This is a genomic window from Geodermatophilus sp. SYSU D01105 (genome assembly GCF_054050095.1).
Window position 1 is genome coordinate 48,042 of sequence record NZ_JBJGYR010000010.1, and the last position, 19,297, is coordinate 67,338.

Below are 19,297 nucleotides of genomic sequence, written 5' to 3' on the forward strand. Positions count from 1 at the left end.
CGAGGGGTGACCGGCGCGGACGCCGGGTACCCGCTCGACGCCCACCGACGGAAGACGGTCCGGAGGTCCGCGGTGCACATGACGCCCCGGGAGCAGGAGCGCCTGTCGATCTTCACCGCTGCCGAGCTGGCCCGGCGGCGGCTGGCGCGCGGCGCCCGCCTGGGAGCGACCGAGGCGATCGCCCTGCTCTGCGACGAGGTCCTGGAGATGGCCTGGGACGGCGTGCCGCTCGGGGAGGTCGTCCGGAGGGCCCGGGACGTCGTGGCGGCCGACCAGGTGCTGCCCGGCGTGGCGACCACCGTGCCGAGCGTGCAGGTGGAGGCGCTCTTCCCGCACGGCACCTCCCTGGTGCACGTGCCGGAGCCGTTCGGCCCGCCGGACCCCGCGGGCCCGGGCGCCGTCCTGACCGAGGACGGCGAGATCGAGCTCGCTCCGGGCCGCGACCGTCAGGCGGTGGAGGTGACCAACCGCGGCGAGCGGCCGGTGTGGATCTCCTCCCACTTCCCGCTCGAGGAGCTCAACCCGGCGCTGGAGCTCGACCGCGAGGTGGTCCGGGGCTACCGGCTCGACCTCCCGGCCGGGGTGAGCCTGCAGCTCGCGCCGGGCGCCACCCGGGTCGTCCCCGTCGTGGCCCGGGGCGGCCGGCGGTGAGCAGCCTCTCCCGCCGCCGCTACGCCGCCCTGTACGGCCCCACGACCGGTGACCTGCTGCGCCTGGCGGACACCGACCTGTGGGTGCGCATCGAGGGGGACGACACCGAGCCCGGCGAGGAGCTGCTCGGCGGCTGCGGCAAGACCGCCCGCCACGGGCTGCTCGTGACCGACCGTGCCCCCGGGGACAGCGCCCTGGACATGGTCGTGCTGGGCGTCGTGGTGATCGACCCCCTCCTCGGGGTGCGCAAGACCAGCATCGGCATCAAGGACGGGCGCATCGTGGGCACCGGCCGGGCCGGCAACCCGGACGCGACCGACGGCGTCGAGCTGGTCGTCGACTCCCACACCGCGATGATCACCGGTGAGGGCCTCATCGCCACGCCCGGCATCGTCGACTCGCACGTGCACCTGTCCAGCCCCGAGGTCGTCCCCGCCGCCCTGGCCGCCGGCGTCACCTCGCTGGTGGGCATGGGCATCGGCGGCGTCTGGGACGTGGGCGCCAACCCGGCGGCCAACCTGCACACCCTCATCGAGGGCTGGCGCGACGCGCCGGTGAACGTGGCCTTCCTGGCCCGCGGTTCGACGTCGTCCCCCGACCTGCTCGAGCGGGCCGTGCTGGCCGGGTCGGGCGGGTTCAAGATCCACGAGGACTGGGGAGCGACCCCCCGCATCGTCGACACCTGCCTCGGCGTGGCCGAGGAGGCCGACCTGCCCGTGGCCCTGCACACCGACACCCTCAACGAGTCCGGCGCGCTGGCCGACACGCTGTCGGCCACCCGGGGCCGCACCGTGCACGCCTACCACGTCGAGGGCGGTGGCGGGCACCCGGACCTGCTGCAGGTGGTGACCGAGCCGCACGTCCTGACCTCCTCGACCACGCCGACGCTGCCGCTGACCGGCGCGACCGTCGAGGAGCTGCTGCCGATGACCCTGACCGTCCACCGCGGCCACGCCGGGGTCGACAGCGACGTCGCGATCGCCGGCAGCCGCGTCCGCGAGCACGGCATCGCCGCGGAGAACGCGCTGCACGACCTGGGCGCCATCAGCATCGTCAACTCCGACTCGATGGGGATGGGCCGCATCGCCGAGACCGCCCGGCGCACCTGGCAGGTGGCCCACGTCCAGGCGCACCTGGCCGGGGAGGCCGGGCCGGACCACCCGGCCAACGCGCGGGTGCTGCGGTACCTGGCGAAGATCACGCTGAACCCGGCCATCGCGCACGGCATGGCCCACGAGGTGGGCGCGCTGCGGCCGGGCGCGCTCGCCGACATCGCGCTGTGGCACCCGGCCCGGTTCGGCACCGCACCCGAGCTCGTCCTCAAGTCCGGCTTCGTCGCGTGGGGCACCTCCGGGTCCGGATCGGGCTCCACGCGGCTGACCCAGCCACGCGTGCTGCGGCCCTACTTCGGCGGGCTGGGCGCCGCGCCGCGCCGGCTGTCGCGGGTCTTCGTCTCCGAGCAGTGCCTCGCCGACGCCCGCTCCCGCGGGTCGCTGCCCTCGGGCGTGCGCTACGCCGCGGTCCGGGCGAGCCGCGGGCTGACCAGCGCGGACATGGTCCACAACACCGCCACGCCCGCGGTCAGCGTGCCGACCGGACCGGGCCCGGTCCTCGTCGACGGCGCTCCGGTGCCGGTGCACCACGCCGCCGACCTGCCGCTCACCCGCCTGCACTCCCTGGCATGAACGGAGCGACCGTGCTCGACCTGCTGCTGCGCGACGTGCACGTGGTCACCGTCGACGACGCGCGTCCCACGGCCTCGGCCGTCGGCGTGCTCGGCGGCCGCATCGTGGGCCTCGACGAGGAGGTCGAGGCGCTGCCCGCGCGGGCGGTCGTGGACGGCGACGGTGCCGTGGTGGTGCCCGGGTTCGGCGACGCGCACAACCACATGGCGTGGTTCGGCCAGTCCCTGGGCGAGGTGGACCTCTCCGCGGCCGGCACCCTCGCCGCGGTCGAGGAGGCCGTGGCGCGCGACGCGGCCGCCCTGCCCCGCGACGCCTGGGTGGTGGGCTCCGGCTACGACGACACGGTCATCGGCGCCCACCCCGACCGTCAGCTGCTGGACCGGGCCGGCGAGGGGCGGCCGGTGTGGCTCAAGCACCGCTCCGGCCACATGAGCGTCGTCAGCAGCGAGGTGCTGCGGCGCTGCGGCGTCCTGGACGGCGACGCCGACGCGCCCGCCGGAGGGGTCGTCGTCCGGGACGGCGCGGGGTCGCCCACCGGGCTCCTCCAGGAGCGGGCCCAGGAGCTGGTCGACGCCCTCGTCAAGCCCTATCCGGTGGACGACGTCGCGGCGGCGCTCGGCCGGGCGAGCGCCGTCTACGCCGCGGAGGGCCTGACCCACGTGGTCGAGGCCGGCATCGGCCTGGGCCTGCTGGGCCGCACCCCGGTCGAGGCCGCGGCCTACACCGCCGCCCGGGAGCGGGGGCTGCTGCGCACCCGCGTGGAGCTGATGGTCGCCAGCGACACCCTGCACCCGTTGCGGGCGCACCCCGACGACGGCATCGGCGTGGGCCTGGACCTCGGGTTGCGCACCGGCTTCGGGGACGACCGGCTGCGCCTGGGCCCCATGAAGATCTGGCTCGACGGGTCGCTCATCGGCCGCACCGCCGCGCTCTCCTCCCCCTTCTGCGACCACGGGACCGCGGTGTACCAGGACGACCCCGACCGGATGCGCCGCCTGGTGGTCGACGCGCACCGCGCCGGGTGGCGCGTGGCCGCCCACGCCATCGGGGACGACGCCGTCGACCTGGCGCTGGACGCCTTCGCCGAGGCCGGGCGGTCCTCGCCGCGCGACGACGTCCGGCACCGCATCGAGCACGCCGGCGTCGTCCGCCCCGACCAGCTGGCCCGCTTCGCCGCCCTGGGCGTGGTGCCCGTCCCGCAGCCGCGCTTCCTGTACGCGGTGGGCGACACCATGGCCGCCGCCGTCGGCCCGGAACGGGCGGACTGGCTCTACCGGCACCGCTCCTTCCTCGACGCGGGGCTGCGGGTGCCCGGCAGCTCCGACCGGCCCGTCGCCCCCGGTGCCCCGCTGCTCGGCATGCAGTCGATGGTCCAGCGGCTGTCCTCCGGCGGGGCCGTGATCGGCGCCGACGAACGCGTCGGCGCGACCCAGGCGCTGCGGGCCTACACGATCGACGAGGCGTGGGCCAGCCACGACGAGCGCAGCCGCGGCAGCGTCAGCCCCGGCAAGCTCGCCGACCTCGTGCTCCTGAGCGACGACCCGCAGCGCGTCGACGCCGACCGGATCGGCGCCATCGGCGTCTTGGCCACGCTGCTCGGGGGGACGCCGGTGCACGACACCGGTGTGTTCGCCGGCCAGGACCTGCCGCCCGCACCCGACCAGCACACCCGAGGAGCGCACCCATGAGCGACTCGACCGCCGTCCCGGGCGGAGCCGGGGCCGGTCCCCGCACCGCGACGCCGCACGCGACCGTGAGCAGCCGCGACGCCGGTCGCGTCGCCTTCGCCGCCTTCGTCGGCACCGCCCTGGAGTGGTACGACTACTTCCTCTTCGGCACCGCCGCCGCCCTGGTGTTCAACCGGCTGTACTTCAGCACGCTCGACCCCACGGCGGCGACGCTGGCCGCCTTCGCCACCTTCGGCGTCGGCTTCGTCGCCCGGCCGGTGGGAGCGGTCGTCTTCGGCGCGGTCGGGGACCGCATCGGCCGCCGCCCCGCCCTGCTGATCACGGTGGTCCTGATCGGCGCGGCGACCGGGCTGATCGGCCTGCTGCCGGACTTCGCCGCCATCGGCGTCGCCGCACCGGCCCTGCTGGTGCTCCTGCGCCTCGCGCAGGGCGTCGCCGTCGGCGGCGAGTGGGGCGGCGCGGTCACCCTGGCCGTCGAGCACGCCCCGCCGGACAAGCGCAGCCGGTACGCCGCCCTGCCCCAGCTGGGCTCCCCGGTGGGCACGCTGATGTCCTCGGGCGCCTTCGCCCTGGTCCTGCTGCTGCCCGACGCGACCTTCGACTCCTGGGGCTGGCGGCTGCCGTTCCTCGCCGCGTTCCCACTGCTGGTCGTCGCCTTCTACATCCGCCGCCGCGTGGAGGAGTCGCCGATCTTCGACGAGCTGCTCAGGCACGAGGCCGACCGGCCCAAGATCCCAGCGGGTGAGGTGTTCCGGCACGCCTGGGTGCGGCTGGTCGTCGCCATCGCCGCGGCGTTCCTCGGCGTCGGCGGGTTCTACGTGCTGACCACGTTCGCGATCAGCTACGGCGTCGACTCCCTGGGCCTGTCCCGCGGCCTCATGGTCAACGCCACGCTCGTGGCCGCCGTCGTCGAGATGGTCGTCATCGTCGTCATCGGCCGGCTCGCCGACCGGCTCGGCCCCGGCCGGATGACGTTCTGGGGCGGCGTCGCGAGCGCCCTCCTGGCCTACCCGGTCTTCGCCCTGCTGACGACCCGCTCGGCCGCCGCCGTCGTCCTCGCCATCTCGGCCGGGATCGCCGCCCTCTCGGTCGCGTACGCCGTCACGGGCGCGCTGCTCACCGAGCTCTTCCCCGCCCGGTACCGCTACAGCGGGGTCGCGCTGGCGTACAACATCGCCGGTGCCCTCAGCGGGTTCCTGCCCTTCGTGGCCAGCGCCATGACCGGTGCCATCGGGAACGACCCGTGGGTGCCCGCGGTCCTGCTGATCGGGGTCTCGCTGATCACCGTCGTGGGCGGGTTCGTCGGTGAGCGGATGCGCGTGCGCGACGAGGTCGTCGTCACCTGAGCGCCGCCGGGTGCGGCACCATCCCCGGCAGCGGAGGGAGGCGCCGTGTCCGGATCCGACGGGGTGGTGCTCGGACTGCCGTTCCGCGGCACGTGGCTGGCGCGGAACAGCCCCGCGCGGCGCGTGCCGAGCCACGGCACGCACCGGTTCGCCACGACGTACGCGATCGACTTCATCGCCGTGCGCGGACGGCGGACGGCGGCGACGCGGGACTGGCGCACCGTGCTGGCCACCGAGCCGGTGGACCGGTTCGTCGCCTTCGGCCAGCCGGTCCTCGCCCCCGCCCCCGGCCGGGTGGTGTCGGTCCACGACGGCGAGGCCGACCACGAGGCGCGGCGGTCGCAGCCGGCCCTGCTCCGCTACGCCCTGACGCAGGCGGCGCGGGCCCGCGGGGGTGCCGGCGCGCTCGCCGGCAACCACGTGGTCCTCGAGCTGGCCGATGGCGGCGGGTACGTCGTCCTCGCCCACCTGCGCGCCGGGTCGATCGAGGTGCGGGAGGGCGAGCCGGTCGCGGCCGGCCGGCAGGTCGCCGCGTGCGGGAACTCGGGCAACTCGACGCAGCCGCACGTGCACGTCCAGGCAATGGACGCCGCGGACGCGTCCACCGCGCGCGGCCTGCCGATGTCCTTCCGGGACTACCGGGTGTGGCCACGCTCCGGCGGGCCCCCGGTGGTGGTTGACCGGGGCGTCCCCGGCGAGTCGGAGGTCGTCGAGCCGGTGTGATCGGCGTCCGCCGGCGCGCGCGGCCCAGGTGCGGGCCCGCCGGCCGCCGTGCCGGCCTTCACCAGCTCGGCGGCCTCCCGCTCGAGCGCACCGGCGAGCACGTCCAGGTCCCCGACGACCGCGGGGTCGGCGACCAGCCCGAAGCACAGCCGGCCGGCGGCGGAGAGCACCGCCACCCGGAGGGCGTGGTGCTGCGCGACCTCGGCGAGGGCGTGGACGGTGTCGACGCGGGCGCCCAGCACCGACACCTCCCCCTCGGGTCCCCGGACGTTGGACACGTTGAGGGCGAAGGCCCGCCCGCTCCGCAGCAGCCGCTGCGACCAGTCGGCCAGGCGGGGTGAGATCCGGGCCGTCCGGGACACCAGCTCGTCGAGCTCCTGCGCGTCGGCGTGCGCCTTGCGCAGGGCGGTCTCCGTGCGGACGGCGGCCAGGCGAGCTCCCGGGTCCGACTCGTCGACCGGGAGGTCCACCCGGAAGTACGAGTCGCGGTTGCCGACCGAGTCGCCCTCGGCGTGCAGGGTGACCGGCACCTTCACCCGCAGGTCGCGCAGCGGCCCGTGCCGGTGCTCCAGCCAGCGGCGCAGCGCGCCCGCGACGACGGCGAGCACCGCGTCGTTCACGGTCGCGCCGGCCAGCCGGCGGGCGGCGTCGTGCAGGGCGGACAGCGGGACGTCGGCGAAGGCGACCTCGCGGTCGGGTCCCACCCGCGCGTCGAACGGTGAGCGGCGCAGCCCCGGGAGGACCTCGCCGGTCAGGACGGCGGCGCGGTGGTGAGCCGGCGGGTCGTCGCGCGGCGGCACGGCGCCGGGCGCGGCCCCACCGGCCGCGGGCGCCGGCGGCGGGTCCCAGAGGACGGCGGAGGCCAGGCGCATCGCCGTCGTCCCGTCGGCCAGGGCGTGGTGCACCCGCCACACCAGGGCCGCGCCACCCCCGGCGAGCGGGCCGACCAGGTCCATCCGCCACAGCGGCCGGCGCCGGTCCAGGTGCTGCACGAACAACCGCGCCACCTCGCCGCGCAGCCCGGCCGGGTCGAGGGGGCCGTCCGCGACGACGGCGCCGACGTGCGCCGCGACGTCGACCGCCTCGTCCGGGGCCCACACCGGCTCCGCGGCGGTCCCCGCCAGGCGCCAGGTCAGCCGCGGCGCGTCCGGGAGCCTCCGGGTCACCGCGTCGCGCAGCTCCTCCAGGGTCGGCGCCCCCGCCGGCAGGCGGACCACCGTGCACGTGTGCCCGACCAGCGACGGGCTCTCGAGGGCCAGGATGGCCCGGTCCTCGGCGGTCAGCGGGACCTCCACGGGGCGCAGCCTGCCGGTCCGGGGACGCCTGCGACAACCCGGTCGCGCAGGGCTCCCCTCGGCTCCGGCGGCGGCGGTCGGGGACGTCGACACCCGCCCTCGGCGACCGGTACGGTGCCGCGCGTCGACATCGCCCGACCACGGCCGGGGGTCCCCCGTGAGACCGGAGATCTGGCTGCACGGGTTCCCCGTCCCGCGCCGCGCCGTCGACCTGGCGGTGCGGGCCGAGCGCTGGGGGTTCGACGGCCTCCTGCTCGCCGACAGCGAGAACCTCGTCGGCGACCCGTACGTGGAGCTCGCCCTGGCCGCCGGGGCGACGGAGCGGCTGCGGCTCGGCCCCGCCGTCACCAACCCGGTGACCCGCCACCCGGCTGTCACGGCGTCGGCCGTCGCCACCCTGCACATCGAGTCGGGCGGCAGGGCGGTGGTCGTCCTCGGCCGGGGTGACTCGGCGGTCCGGCAGCTGGGGCTGCGCCCGGCGACCAGCGAGGAGCTGCAGTCCGGGCTGGACCAGCTGCAGGGCTTCCTCCGCGGGCAGGCCGTCCCCGCCCCCGGTGGGATCTCCGCCCGCATGGCGTGGGTCGGACCCTTCGGCGCGACCGAGGTCCCGGTGTCCGTGGCCGCGACCGGCCCGGGGACCATCGCGCTCGCCGCGCGCGGGTGCGGGCGGGTCGACCTCACCGTCGGCGCGGACCCGCGGCGGGTGTCGTGGGCGATCGCCGAGGCGCGTCGCGCCGTCCAGGACACCGGGGCGCCGCTCTCGCTCGGCGCCTTCGTCAACGTCGCCGTCCACCCCGACGTCGCCGTCGCCCGGGACCTCGTCCGCGGCAGCGCGGCGATCTTCGCCCACTTCGTGAGCGAGGGCCCGTCCGACGTGGTCCCGGAGGAGGACCGCGCCGTGGTGGAGCGCGTGAAGGCGGCCCACGACGAGGCGGCCCACGGGCTCACCACGGCGAGTGCCGCGACGCTGCTGCCCGACGCCTTCCTCGACCGCTTCGCCGTCGCGGGCCCACCCGACGCCTGCGTGGCACGGCTGCGCGAGCTGATCGACCTGGGACTGGACCGGGTGATCGTGGTCCCCGGCTCCCGGGACGCCGACCCCGACCTCCTGGCCGCGTCGGACGAGCTGTTCGCCGGCGAGGTGCTGCCGAGGCTCCGGACCGGGACCCCGGCCGGCCCGCCGCGGCCGTGACGCCCGGCCAGGGCCGCAGGAGGCCCGGCGCCGGTCAGTGCAGCTGCGCGGTCCCGACGTCCAGGACCGGCATCCGGTCGCCCATCGTCACCCGGCGCAGGGCCGCCAGGCGGGCGCCGACGTCGGGCGGCCAGCTCCGCTCGTACTCCTCGGCGGTGTTGACCGAGCCGAGGAAGTTGACCTGCGTCCCGCCGGTGCTCCACGGGGCCAGCGCGTCGAGCACCCCGCGCACGGGGACGGCGACCTCGGCGAGTGCGGCCGGTGTCGCCTCCGCCACGGGCGCGCTGACCACCCACAGCCCCATCGCCGCGTCCCGCCCGGTGACCGCGTCGGCCGGCACCGGCGACCGGGCCAGCGCCCCGCCCATGTGCCGCAGCTCCACGAGGGACAGCGGGACCTCGACCGCCGGCCCGGCGACGTCCAGCAGGGTCTCGACCGCGTCGCCGTCGAGGGTGCGCAGCAGCAGTCCACCCGAGGCTGCGGCCACGGGCTCGACCGGGTCGTCGTGGATGGTGCCGATCCGGGCGTAGGGCATCTCGGCGACCGTGTCCAGGAACGGGGTCCCCAGCGCGCGCAGCGGGGCGACCAGCCGCTCCCCCTCGGCCGCGGGTCCGGCGAAGGCCACCCGCAGGTGGACGACGAACCGGCCACGCAGCAGCGCGGGCAGCGCGTCCAGCGGCGGGTACCGGATGATCGCCACCGAGGTCGTGAGGGCGTCGGCCACCGGGTCGGCGGCCAGCCAGTCGGCACAGCCGCGCAGCACCGCGGCGGCGTCGTCCGCCCCGAAGAACAGAGCGCCGCCGTAGAGGGTGGCCAGCGGCAGGAGGTCCACGGTCGCCGCGGTCACGACCCCGAGCCCGCCGCGCCCGCCACGCAGGCCCCAGAACAGCTCCGGGTCGCCGGTGGCGTCGACGTCGCGCACCTCGCCGCCCCGGGTGACCACCCGAGAAGGCCCGGACGTGGTCGGCCGAGAACCCGAAGGTGCGGGCCACCGGTCCCATCCCCCCGCCGAGGAGCAGCCCGATGACGCCGACGCCCGGAGCCGACCCGCACAGCGGCGCGAGGCCCGACGGCGTGGCGGCGGCCAGGACGTCCCCCCAGGTGGCGCCCGGCCCGACGGTCGCCGTCCGGGTGGAGGGGTCGACCGTGACCTCCGCCATCCGCCGCAGCGTGACCAGGACGTCCGCGGTGGCCGGTCCGACCGGGGCGTGCCCGGTGGCCAGCACGGCGACCGAGAGCCCGCGCTCCTCGGCGACGGCCAGCACCCTGGCCACGTCGTCGACGCCCGCGGCGCCCACCACGATCCGCGGCCGGTACCGCACGCCGAGGTCGAACGGAGCGACCTCCCGGCCGAACCCGTCGTCCGACGGCGTGAGCACCGGCCCGCTCACGCCGCTCCGGAGCTCCCCGACCACGCCGTCCAGGTCCACCACGGTCATGCGGTCCTCCCCTCGCCCGGTCCCCGCCGACTCCCCGCGGCACGCTCGCCGACGGCCCCTTGGCCGGTGGGCGCGAGCGTCCCACCCCCCGGCGCGGGCGTCACAGGGGTCGGCAGCGTCCGCCCCGGACGGGGACGCCGCCGACGGCACCGCCGTCCTGTCGGTGGCGACGGCGAGGATCGGGACATGGCTGCCTTCTTCCTCCCGCGGGCGAGCGACGACGAGCAGGCGGAGCGGCTCTACGCCGCCCTGGCCGAGTTCGCCGGGTGCGAGCCGGCCCCGGCCGGCCGGCGCGTGCACTCCATCGCCTTCTCCTCCTCCGACGGGGCGGTGTGGGTCGCCGAGGTCGGGGAGGAGCTGACCGGACGGCGCACGACGCGGCAGCTCCGCCGCGGCGAGCTCGTCGAGCGCACCGAGCACCTGTCGTCGTCCTCGCGGGTGCTCGCCGTGTACCCGGGCACGCCGTTCGTCGTCGTCACCGACGCCGCGCCGATCACCGGGGCGGCCTCGGAGTGGGCCAACCCCTTCACCGCCTCGCCGGAGGAGGTGACCTGGTTCGACGCGCCCTGAGCCCGGACCCCGCGCCCGGCCGGCCGGTGGCGGTGTTGGATCGGCCGCGTGGACGGGACGACGAGGCTGGACGTGCACCGGGAGGGCAGCGGTCCCGCCCTGGTGCTGCTGCCGGGTCTGGGGAGCACGCTGGCGGAGTTCCGGGCGGTCGTGCCGCAGTTGGCCCGGCGCTACGACGTGCTGGCCCTCGACCTGCCCGGGCAGGGCCGGTCCCCCGCCCTCCCCCGGACGGTCCGGCCCAGCGTCCCGGCACTGGCCGACGCCGTGGAGCGGGAGCTCGACCGGCAGGGGGTCGGCGCGCCGCACGTGCTGGGCGTGTCCCTCGGCGGTCGCCTCGGTCTCGAGCTGGCCCGGCGGCAGCGGGCACGGTCCGTGGTCGCGATCGCCCCGACCGGTCCGCTGACCCCTCCCGAACGCGCCTACCAGGCGGCCGCGCTCGCCGGCACCCGGCTCGGCTTCGGCGCGCTCGCCCCGGCCGCCGATCGGCTCCTGCGCCCGGCCGTCCTCCGCACCGCCGTCCTGGGTCTGCTCCGGGCGCGCGGGTGGCGCACGACCGCCGACGAGGCGGCGGCCCTCGTCCGCGGCTTCGCGGAGGCCGAGGACTTCTGGCGCCTGCTCCGCCACGCCGTCCTGCCCGAGGCCACGATCGACTACTGGTCGGTCTCGTGCCCGGTCGTCGTGGCCCAGGGCACCCACGACGTCCTCACGCTCAGCCAGGCCGCGTGGCTGGCGCTGCTGGTCCCCGGCGCGCGCTTCCGCGTCCTGCCCGGCGCCGGCCACAGCGCCGTCGCCGACGTGCCCACGCGCGTGATCCGGCTCGTCGACGACGCCGTGGCCGCGGCCGGGCCCGGGACCGCCGCGCGGCCTACCGGACCACGGGCTTGAGCACGAACCCCGCCAGCGCCAGCGCGTCGGCCGCCAGCGGGATCCGGCCGACCAGGGGGTGTCGCTGCAGCGAGGTGTAGAGGCTGCGCGGCCAGGCGCTGCGGTCGAACCCGTCCCGGGCGGTGTCGTGCCGGCCATCCAGCGGGGCGAACAGGTTGTCCGGGGCGTCGGCCGCCTTGGGCTCCCCGGTGTCGTGGGCCTCGAACCCGAAGCGGGTGAGCAGCGCGTCGAGCAGGCGGGGGGCGACCTTCTCGCCCAGGATGAGCGCCTTCGCCGACCCGCCGACCACGAGGTCCCGCACGGGGTGCTGCGCGGCGTGCAGGACGGCGTCCACCACGACGTCGGGCTGGTAGATCGGTGGCGGGGCGACCGGCTTGACGCCGATCTTGGTCCGGGCCTGGTCGAACAGCGGCGTGTTGATCGTCGCGGGCATGACGTTGGTGACGCTGACCGGCAGCTGCTCGCGCCGCACCTCCATCCGGAGCGTCTCGACGAACCCGTCGATGCCGTGCTTGGCGGCGCAGTAGGCGGTCTGCAGGGGCACCCCCCGCTTCGCGCCCATCGACGAGATGGAGACCAGCGCGCCGCCCTGCCGGCGGAGGTGCGGGAGGGCGGCCATCGCGCCGTGCACCTGGCCCATCAGGTTGACGTCGACGACCTGCTGGAACTCCTCCGGCGTCGTCTCCTCGAACGGCGCGACGAGCAGGACCGCGGCGGCGTGCACCCAGGTGTCCAGCCGGCCGTACTCGGTCACGGCTCGTTCGGCCACCCGCCGCACCTGGGCCGGATCGGTGACGTCGGCGACCTCCGCGCAGGCCTCCCCGCCACCGGCCCGGATCTCCTCGACCAGCGACCGGAGCCCGGTCTCCCCCCGGGCTGCGACGACGACCCGCGCCCCCTCCGCGGCGAACCGGGCAGCAGTCGCCCGGCCGATCCCGCTGGATGCGCCCATGACGACGACGACCTGCTCGTGCACTGGCTTCAACTGAGGCTTCGGCATCGTCGTCCCGTACCCCGCCGGGAGCCGGCGAACGGCCCTGGGCCCGGATGTGGCGCGAGCGACACCGGCCGCGTCATCGCACCGTGCGCCCGTCTACCGTCCGGACGGTAGGGGCGCTACGGTCGGGCCGCCAGACCGGTCGACCGAAGGAGACGGCAGTGCGCCTGGTCCGGTTCACCACCGCGGAGGGTCCGGCCTCCATCGGCGTCCTGTCGGGCGGGACCGTCGTCCCCGTGGCCCCGGCCGACCAGGACGGCGACGCGCGGCTGCTCGAGATCGCGATGAGTCGGCAGCGGCCCGACGAGACCGGGCCGGCGGTGCCGGTCGATGAGGTGACCCTCCTGTCGCCGCTGGCTCAGCCGGCCAGCATCCGGGACTTCCTCACCTTCGAGGACCACTACGCCAACTTCCTCCTCGGCCAGACCGGGGCCGCTGACATCCCGGCCGAGTGGTACCGCACGCCGGTCTTCTACTTCACCAACCCCGCGGTGGTGCACGGACCGGACGCCGAGATCCCCCGCCCGGAGACCGAGTGCCTGGACTACGAGCTCGAGGTCGCCGTCGTGCTGGGGCGGGGCGGCAGCGACGTGTCGGTCGAGGAGGCGCCCGACCTGATCGCGGGGTACACGCTGTTCAACGACTTCTCGGCCCGGGACGTGCAGCGGGTCGAGATGGCCCTGGGGCTGGGGCCGAGCAAGTGCAAGGACTTCGCGCACGCCCTCGGCCCGTGCCTGGCCACACCGGACGAGCTCGGGGGCGCACCGGGTGCTCCGCGCAGCCGGGTGCGGGCCCGCGTGAACGGCCGCGAGTACGGCGGGGACGACCTCGGGAACATGCAGCACTCGTTCGCCCGGCTCATCGCGCACGCCTCGACGGCGTCCCGGCTGCGGCCGGGTGACGTCCTGGGGTCCGGGACGGCGGCCACCGGCTGCATCATGGAACTGGCCGGCCTGCACGGCGGCGAGGCCTTCCCCTGGCTCCAGCCCGGCGACGTCGTGGAACTGGAGGCCGAGGGCATCGGCGTCCTGCGCAACACCATCGGCGCGCGCGTGGCTGAGGCCGGGCAGGGAGCGGCCGGCGGCGACGCCGACGAGGTCCTGCTGCGGGCGATGATCGACCGGCTGAGCAACTGGGGCCGCTGGGGGCCCGACGACCAGCGCGGCACGCTCAACCACATCGGTCCCCAGCAGGTCCTCGCCGCTCGGGAGTGCATCCGCACCGGCGAGGTGGTGTCGATGACCCTCCCTACGACTCCGCCGGCCCCCAGATCGGTGGGATCGGACGCAACAACCCGCAGCTGTTCCCGCTGGCCACGGGGACCGACTACCTGGCCGGGCGACAGGACCCCCTGCCCGGGTCCTGGGGGCCGGCCCGCGGCATGGGGTACGCCGACGACTACCTGGTCACCCCGACCCAGGTCGGGACGCAGTGGGACTCCCTGGCCCACGTCTTCTTCGACGGGTGCATGTACAACGGCCGCTCGGCAGCCGAGGTGGACAGCCACGGGGCCCGGCACAACGGCATCGAGCACTACCACGGCCGCCTCGTCACCCGCGGCGTCCTGCTGGACGTCCCCCGCCTCCTGGGGGTCGACCACCTCGCGCAGGGCACCCCGATCACCGTCGAGCACCTGGAGGCCGCCTGCGCCCGGCAGCGGGTGGAGGTGCGCACCGGCGACGCGCTCGTGGTCCGCACCGGCTTCCTGGAGCACCGCCGCAGGGACTGGGGCGACTTCGGCCGCGGCGGGGACGCGCCCGGCCTGTCGCTGCACACCCTCCCCTGGCTGCACGAGCGGGAGGTCGCCGCCGTGGCCACCGACACCTGGGGGGTCGAGGTCCGGCCGAACGAGATCGGCTTCTTCCAACCCTTCCACATCGTCGGCCTGACCCACATGGGGCTGGCGATCGGCGAGATCTTCGACCTCGAGGCGATCGCCCGGGCCTGCGCGGGCGACGGCCACTCCGACTTCTTCTTCTGCGCCGACCCGCTGCCGCTCACCGGGGGCATCGGCTCCCCGGTGAGCGCCCTGGCCGTCCGCTGACGGGCCCGTGTCGGCGGCTCCCCCGTGGCGGGCGGTCGGACTACCGACCGGGCACGGTCGAGGGCGCGCGGATCCCCTGGAGCACGAGCGTCAGGAACCGGTCGGCCACCTGACGGGCACTGAGCGCGCCACCGGGTCGCAGCCACTGGTAGGTCCAGTTGCACATCCCGAGGATCGCCAGCGCGGCGACCTCGACGTCCTCGATGGCGAAGCTCCCGTCGGCGACGCCGTCCCGCAGGGTCGCCAGGAGCAGCCCGTGGTACTCGTCCCGCTTGACCGTGATCCCGCGCCGCTGCTCCGCGGGCAGCTCCCGGTAGTGCTCGAAGAAGATCCGCAGCCGGCCGGGGTAGAGCTCCATCAGGCTGACCAGGTCGAAGACGATGCCGTCGAGCCGCTCCACCGGCGAACCGGCCCGCTCGCGGGCCCGGACCAGCAGGTGGTCGATCATCTCCTCGTGGATCTCCACGAGGATGAGGTCCTTGTTGGAGAAGTAGTAGTACAGCGACGCCTTCCGGATGCCCACCTCCTGGGCGAGCACCTCCATGCTCGTCTCGTGGTAGCCGCGCTGCTCGAAGAGCCGGGCGGCCACGTCGATGATCTGCGCTCGACGCGAGACCCCGTCGGTCCGGTCGGCCATGTCAGGTCCCCGCTCCTCGCCGGCGCGCGCTACGACGGCGGTCGCCGTCAGCGGCCGAACCTACCAACCGGCCGGTAGCCGGGCGTCCCCTGCGCGGGTGGACCCCGGCCTCCTTGACAGGCGTGAGGTGCGCCACAACACTCGCCTACCGGCCGGAAGGTAGAACCCTCGGTGGCACATCGGCGTGCCGGGAAGGACCAGCCCGTGACCCAGTCGCCCCCTCGTCCCCGTCCCCGCGACGACGGCGAGGCCACCACGCCGCCGCCCTTCGCCGTCACGCCGGAGGCCGACGACGACACCGCCGTCGACCGGGAGCCCTCCCCCGGCCGGACCCACCCTCTGCGCCGGGACGGCGACCTGTTGCTGACCGGTCGGGCGGAGTTCCTCGACGACGTCGCGCTACCCGGCCTGCTGCACGCCGCCGTGCTGCGCAGCCCGCACCCCCATGCCCGGGTCCTGCGCGTGGACGCGACCGCGGCCCGGCGGGCCCGCGGCGTGCGCGCCGTGCTCACCCCGGCGGACGCCGACGCCCAGGCCGCTCCCCTGCCGGCCTTCTTCGAGCCCTCGATCGTGGGCGGCAAGACCAGCACCTTCCGGATGCTGGCCGGCGAGAAGGTGACCTACGTCGGTGAGGCGGTCGCGGCCGTGGCGGCCGAGACGCTCGCCGACGCCGAGGCCGCCCTGGCGCTCGTCGACGTCGAGTACGAGGTCCTGCCCGCGGTCGTCGACGCCGAGGACGCGATGGCCCCCGGCGCGCCGCTGGTCTTCGAGGAGTGGGGCGACAACGTCCTCGCGGTCTTCCCGTTCGCCGAAGGGGACGCGGCCGCGGCCATCGCAGCCGCCCCTCACCAGCTCTCCGGCGAGCTGCACACCCAGCGCCACCACACCGCCCCCATGGAGACCCGCGGTTACATCGCCAGCTGGGACCGGGCCGGCAGGTTGACGTTCTGGGGTTCGACGCAGAACCCGCACCCCCTGCGCACCAACCTCTCCACCGTCCTGGGGCTGCCGGAGGACCGCATCCGGGTGATCGCCACCCGCCTGGGCGGCGGGTTCGGCCACAAGTTCAACGGCTACCCGGAGGAGCCCCTGGTCTGCCTGCTGGCACGCGCCGCCGGAGGCCCGGTCAAGTGGGTGGAGACCCGCGCGGACGCCCTGCTCGTGGGGGCGCGGGAGTTCTCGCACCGGTTCACCGTCGGCTACGACGACACCGGACGGATCCTCGGGATCCAGGACCGGGTCGTCGGCAACATCGGCGCCCTGGGCACCTGGGGCGGCTGGAGCATGACCTTCCCGGCCGGGATGACCTTCCCGGGGCCGTACAAGGTCGCCGACTACGACATCCGGTCGCACGCCGTCGTCACCAACAAGGCCCCCTGGAACGGAGCCCGGGGCTACGGCAAGGAGACCGCCTGCCTCGCCCTGGAGCGCATGGTCGACCTCATCGCCGCAGAGCGAGGGCTGGACCCGGCCGAGGTGCGGCGGGTCAACTTCATCCCCGCGGACGAGTTCCCCTTCTGGACCGCCGCCAAGCACCTCGACAGCGGCGACTACGCCGGCGCCCTGGACAAGGTGCTCGTGCTGTCCGACTACCCCGCCCTGCGCGCTCGTCAGGAGCAGGCGCGTGCCGGAGGCCGGCTGTTCGGCGTCGGCCTGGCCTTCGAGCTCACACCCGAGGGCGGCGACTTCGCGGGGAGCTTCGTCCGCGGGTTCGACACCTCGACGGTCCGGGTCTACCCCAGTGGCGCCGTCACCGTCCTGACCGGCGTGACGAGCCCCGGGACCGGCAACGAAACCAGCATCGCGCACCTGGTGGCCGCGGAGCTCGGCATCCCCAGCGAACAGGTGAGCGTCGTCCAGGGCGACACCGACACCTGCCCGTACGGGTTCGGCAACTTCACCAGCCGCAGCCTTGCCACGGGCGGTGCGGCCGCCGTCCTGGCCGCCCGGGAGATCCGCAGTCGGATGGCCGACGCCGCGGCTGCCCTCCTCGACCGCCCCGCCGGCGACCTGCGCTTCGCCGACGGCAGGGTCACCTCCGCGAGCGATCGGACGGCGGGCCTGGCCTTCGCGGAGGTGGCCGAGACGGTGTACCGCCGGGGACTCGCCGCGCCGGGCCTGGACCAGCCCCTGCTCGAGGTCACCCGCGTGGACCTGCCGCACAACTTCCACCACGCACCCGACGACCAGGGCCGGTTCAGCGCGTACCCGAGCTTCCCGTACTCCGCGCACGTGGCGGTCGTCGACGTCGACCCCGAGACCGGCGTCGTGGACCTGCTCGAGTTCCACGCCGTGGACGACTGCGGCAACGTCGTCAGTCCGCGCTTCGTCGAGGGGCAGCTCTACGGGGCCATCAGCATGGGCATCGGCGGCGCCCTCTGGGAGCACCAGCCCTACACCGACGACGGGCTGCCGGTCGCCACCCAGTTCAAGCACTACCTGACCCCCCGCGCCGGCGACCTGCCCACCATCCGGCTGGACTCCCAGCACACGCCGAGCCCCTTCACCCTGCTCGGCACGAAGGGCGCCGGCGAGAGCGGCGTCGGCGGCGGCCTGGCCGCCTGCGTCAACGCCGTCAACGACGCGCTGCGCCCGCTCGGGGCGACGGCCCACCAGCTGCCGCTGAACCCCCCTCACGTCCTCGCCGCCCTCGACGCGGCCACCACCCGCGGAGGCGCCCGGTGATCCGCACAGCACTGCGCTACCACCGGCCGACCACGCCCGAGGAGGTCAGCGCCCTGCTGGTGGCGCACGCCGGGGACGTCGCCGTGCTCGGTGGCGGCACCCAGCTGCTGCCACAGATGAACCGCGACCAGGTACACGTCGGCCACGTGGTCGACCTCCGCGGGCTCGGGTTGCGCAGCATCGAGGTGACCGACGAGCAGGTCGTCCTCGAGGCACTCGTGACCTACGCCGACGTCCTCCGGTCCGCCGACCTCGGTCAGGCCGCCCCGCACCTGCGGCGGGTCGCACACGGGGTGACCGGTGGCCGGCAGATCCGCAACACCGGCACGCTGGCGGGCTCCGCCTGCTTCGCGATGCCGGGGTCGGACGCGCCCGCGGCCCTGGTCGGCGTCGACGCCACCTTCCGGCTCAGCGGGCCGGACGGCGAACGAGAGGTACGCGCGGCGGACTTCTACGTCGACGCGTTCGCCACCACCCTGGGCACCGGTGAGTTCCTGCGGGCCATCACCGTGCCGCGCACGGCTGCCACGACCGGCTACGCCAAGGTCAAGCACAGCTCCGGAAGCTGGCCGATCGCCACCGCGACCGCACGCCGGTCCGACGGCTCGATGACCGTGACCCTCGGCAGCGTCCAGGCCACTCCCCTGCACGTGGACGTGTCCGACCTGGTCACCGACGGCCCCGTGGACCGGGCGGCGCTGGCCGACCGCGTCCGCAGCGCGGTCACCGCACCGTGGACCGACGTCCTCGCTCCCGGTGACTACCGGGCCCGCATCGCGGGCGCCGTCGCCGCCCGCGCCGTCTCCGAACTCGAGGGAGTGCCCGCATGACCGTCGACCAGACCCCGTCCCCCCTCCCCGAGGACGTCGAGGACGTCCCCGGTCGCGTCATCACCCTGACCGTGAACGGCCGGCGGAGGCGGGTCCGCATCGACGACCGTCAGCTCCTCGTCGAGGTGGTCCGCGGCCAGCTCGGTCTGATCGGCACGAAGATCGGCTGCTACAACGGCGACTGCGGCGCCTGCACGCTGCAGGTCGACGGCGAGATCACGAAGTCGTGCCTGGTGCTGGCCGCCTCGGCCGACGGAGCCGAGCTCACCACGATCGAAGGCGTCGGCGGACCCAACGGCGGGCTGGACGAGGTCCAGCAGGCCTTCTGGGACAACGACGCCTTCCAGTGCGGCTTCTGCCTCCCCGGTCACCTGTTCGCCACGCGGGACCTGCTCGACGCCGAGGACGACCCGAGCGAGCAGGACGTCCGTGACGCCCTGGTCGGCAACCTGTGCCGCTGCACCGGCTACGTCAACCTGGTCAAGGCCGCGCTCGACGCCGCGCAGCGCCGACGGGCCAACGGCACGGCCGGCCGACCCGCCGCGCAGCCCGGGGGACCGCGACCAGCCGACGCCTGCACGCTGCACCACTGACGACCGCCTCCGGCTCCCGCCGCCACGCCTGAGAGGA

16 protein-coding genes and 2 pseudogenes are annotated in these 19,297 nt (G+C 75.6%); 13 read left to right on the plus strand and 5 right to left on the minus strand.

The window, feature by feature from the left end:
- Positions 1-78: 78 nt before the first annotated feature.
- The 5 genes from ureA to ACI79I_RS11405 are packed head-to-tail and all read left to right on the plus strand — an operon-like array spanning position 79 to position 6,093.
- Positions 79-651 carry an urease subunit gamma gene (gene ureA / locus ACI79I_RS11385; protein WP_456992451.1) on the plus strand — a complete coding sequence of 191 codons (573 nt, stop codon included), beginning with the start codon at positions 79-81 and terminating at the stop codon, positions 649-651.
- Entirely contained in the window at positions 648-2,336 is a 1,689-nt protein-coding gene (locus ACI79I_RS11390) for an urease subunit alpha (RefSeq protein WP_456992452.1), read from the plus strand. The genes ureA and ACI79I_RS11390 overlap by 4 nt, the downstream gene beginning before the upstream one ends.
- A complete protein-coding gene (locus ACI79I_RS11395) occupies positions 2,333-4,024 on the plus strand; it encodes an amidohydrolase (RefSeq protein WP_456992453.1) in 1,692 nt (563 codons plus the stop codon). The genes ACI79I_RS11390 and ACI79I_RS11395 overlap by 4 nt, the downstream gene beginning before the upstream one ends.
- Positions 4,021-5,370, plus strand: coding sequence for an MFS transporter (locus ACI79I_RS11400; protein WP_456992454.1), 1,350 nt, complete (start codon positions 4,021-4,023; stop codon positions 5,368-5,370). The genes ACI79I_RS11395 and ACI79I_RS11400 overlap by 4 nt, the downstream gene beginning before the upstream one ends.
- 45 nt (positions 5,371-5,415) lie before the next feature.
- Positions 5,416-6,093: a M23 family metallopeptidase gene (locus ACI79I_RS11405; RefSeq protein ID WP_456992455.1), complete on the plus strand. Its 678-nt coding sequence runs from the start codon at positions 5,416-5,418 to the stop codon at positions 6,091-6,093.
- Here ACI79I_RS11405 and ACI79I_RS11410 read toward each other — a convergent pair.
- Positions 6,006-7,388: a wax ester/triacylglycerol synthase domain-containing protein gene (locus ACI79I_RS11410; protein WP_456992564.1), complete on the minus strand. Its 1,383-nt coding sequence runs from the start codon at positions 7,386-7,388 to the stop codon at positions 6,006-6,008. The genes ACI79I_RS11405 and ACI79I_RS11410 overlap by 88 nt on opposite strands.
- Positions 7,389-7,545: 157 nt before the next feature.
- Between ACI79I_RS11410 and ACI79I_RS11415 the strand changes: the two genes are divergently transcribed.
- The gene (locus ACI79I_RS11415) at positions 7,546-8,580 is read left to right on the plus strand and encodes an LLM class flavin-dependent oxidoreductase (protein WP_456992456.1); all 1,035 of its coding nucleotides are present in this window, start codon (positions 7,546-7,548) and stop codon (positions 8,578-8,580) included.
- Between the two features lie 34 nt (positions 8,581-8,614).
- Here ACI79I_RS11415 and ACI79I_RS11420 read toward each other — a convergent pair whose 3' ends face one another.
- Positions 8,615-9,523, minus strand: coding sequence for a hypothetical protein (locus tag ACI79I_RS11420; protein WP_456992457.1), 909 nt, complete (start codon positions 9,521-9,523; stop codon positions 8,615-8,617).
- A 19-nt stretch (positions 9,524-9,542) separates the two neighbouring features.
- Positions 9,543-10,019: pseudogene (locus tag ACI79I_RS11425) on the minus strand (FAD-binding oxidoreductase); the annotation flags it as partial.
- Positions 10,020-10,205: 186 nt separating this feature from the next.
- Between ACI79I_RS11425 and ACI79I_RS11430 the strand changes: the two are divergent.
- Positions 10,206-10,589 carry a hypothetical protein gene (locus tag ACI79I_RS11430; protein WP_456992458.1) on the plus strand — a complete coding sequence of 128 codons (384 nt, stop codon included), beginning with the start codon at positions 10,206-10,208 and terminating at the stop codon, positions 10,587-10,589.
- Between the two features lie 48 nt (positions 10,590-10,637).
- Positions 10,638-11,474 (plus strand): alpha/beta fold hydrolase, encoded by an 837-nt coding sequence (locus ACI79I_RS11435; RefSeq protein WP_456992459.1) that lies wholly within the window; start codon positions 10,638-10,640, stop codon positions 11,472-11,474.
- On the opposite strand, the gene ACI79I_RS11440 is transcribed toward ACI79I_RS11435, so the two are convergent.
- A complete protein-coding gene (locus ACI79I_RS11440) occupies positions 11,455-12,450 on the minus strand; it encodes an SDR family oxidoreductase (protein WP_456992565.1) in 996 nt (331 codons plus the stop codon). The genes ACI79I_RS11435 and ACI79I_RS11440 overlap by 20 nt on opposite strands.
- 71 nt (positions 12,451-12,521) lie before the next feature.
- On the opposite strand from ACI79I_RS11440, the pseudogene ACI79I_RS11445 reads away from it, so the two are divergent.
- Together ACI79I_RS11445 and ACI79I_RS11450 are read left to right on the plus strand one after the other, a co-directional pair.
- Positions 12,522-13,502, plus strand: a pseudogene (locus ACI79I_RS11445) (fumarylacetoacetate hydrolase family protein); the annotation flags it as partial.
- Positions 13,503-13,681: 179 nt separating this feature from the next.
- On the plus strand, positions 13,682-14,515 hold the full coding sequence (locus ACI79I_RS11450) for a cyclase family protein (protein WP_456992460.1): 834 nt from the start codon (positions 13,682-13,684) through the stop codon (positions 14,513-14,515).
- Between the two features lie 40 nt (positions 14,516-14,555).
- Here the strand turns inward: ACI79I_RS11450 and ACI79I_RS11455 are convergent, their stop codons facing one another.
- Positions 14,556-15,152, minus strand: a complete 597-nt coding sequence (locus ACI79I_RS11455; RefSeq protein ID WP_456992461.1) for a TetR/AcrR family transcriptional regulator — start codon at positions 15,150-15,152, stop codon at positions 14,556-14,558.
- Positions 15,153-15,356: 204 nt separating this feature from the next.
- On the opposite strand from ACI79I_RS11455, the gene ACI79I_RS11460 reads away from it, so the two are divergent.
- The 3 genes from ACI79I_RS11460 to ACI79I_RS11470 are packed head-to-tail and all read left to right on the plus strand — an operon-like array spanning position 15,357 to position 19,260.
- Positions 15,357-17,837 (plus strand): xanthine dehydrogenase family protein molybdopterin-binding subunit, encoded by a 2,481-nt coding sequence (locus ACI79I_RS11460; protein WP_456992462.1) that lies wholly within the window; start codon positions 15,357-15,359, stop codon positions 17,835-17,837.
- Entirely contained in the window at positions 17,834-18,667 is an 834-nt protein-coding gene (locus tag ACI79I_RS11465) for an FAD binding domain-containing protein (protein WP_456992463.1), read from the plus strand. Before ACI79I_RS11460 ends, ACI79I_RS11465 begins: the two co-directional genes overlap by 4 nt.
- On the plus strand, positions 18,664-19,260 hold the full coding sequence (locus ACI79I_RS11470; protein ID WP_456992464.1) for a (2Fe-2S)-binding protein: 597 nt from the start codon (positions 18,664-18,666) through the stop codon (positions 19,258-19,260). The genes ACI79I_RS11465 and ACI79I_RS11470 overlap by 4 nt, the downstream gene beginning before the upstream one ends.
- Positions 19,261-19,297 lie beyond the last annotated feature (37 nt).

Coding starts and splice junctions, on each gene's coding strand:
- ureA (WP_456992451.1), top strand. CDS start 79: ATGACGCCCCGGGAGCAGGAGCGCCTGTCGATCTTCACCGCTGCCGAG.
- ACI79I_RS11470 (WP_456992464.1), top strand. CDS start 18,664: ATGACCGTCGACCAGACCCCGTCCCCCCTCCCCGAGGACGTCGAGGAC.
- ACI79I_RS11455 (WP_456992461.1), bottom strand. CDS start 15,152: ATGGCCGACCGGACCGACGGGGTCTCGCGTCGAGCGCAGATCATCGAC.
- ACI79I_RS11400 (WP_456992454.1), top strand. CDS start 4,021: ATGAGCGACTCGACCGCCGTCCCGGGCGGAGCCGGGGCCGGTCCCCGC.
- ACI79I_RS11395 (WP_456992453.1), top strand. CDS start 2,333: ATGAACGGAGCGACCGTGCTCGACCTGCTGCTGCGCGACGTGCACGTG.
- ACI79I_RS11430 (WP_456992458.1), top strand. CDS start 10,206: ATGGCTGCCTTCTTCCTCCCGCGGGCGAGCGACGACGAGCAGGCGGAG.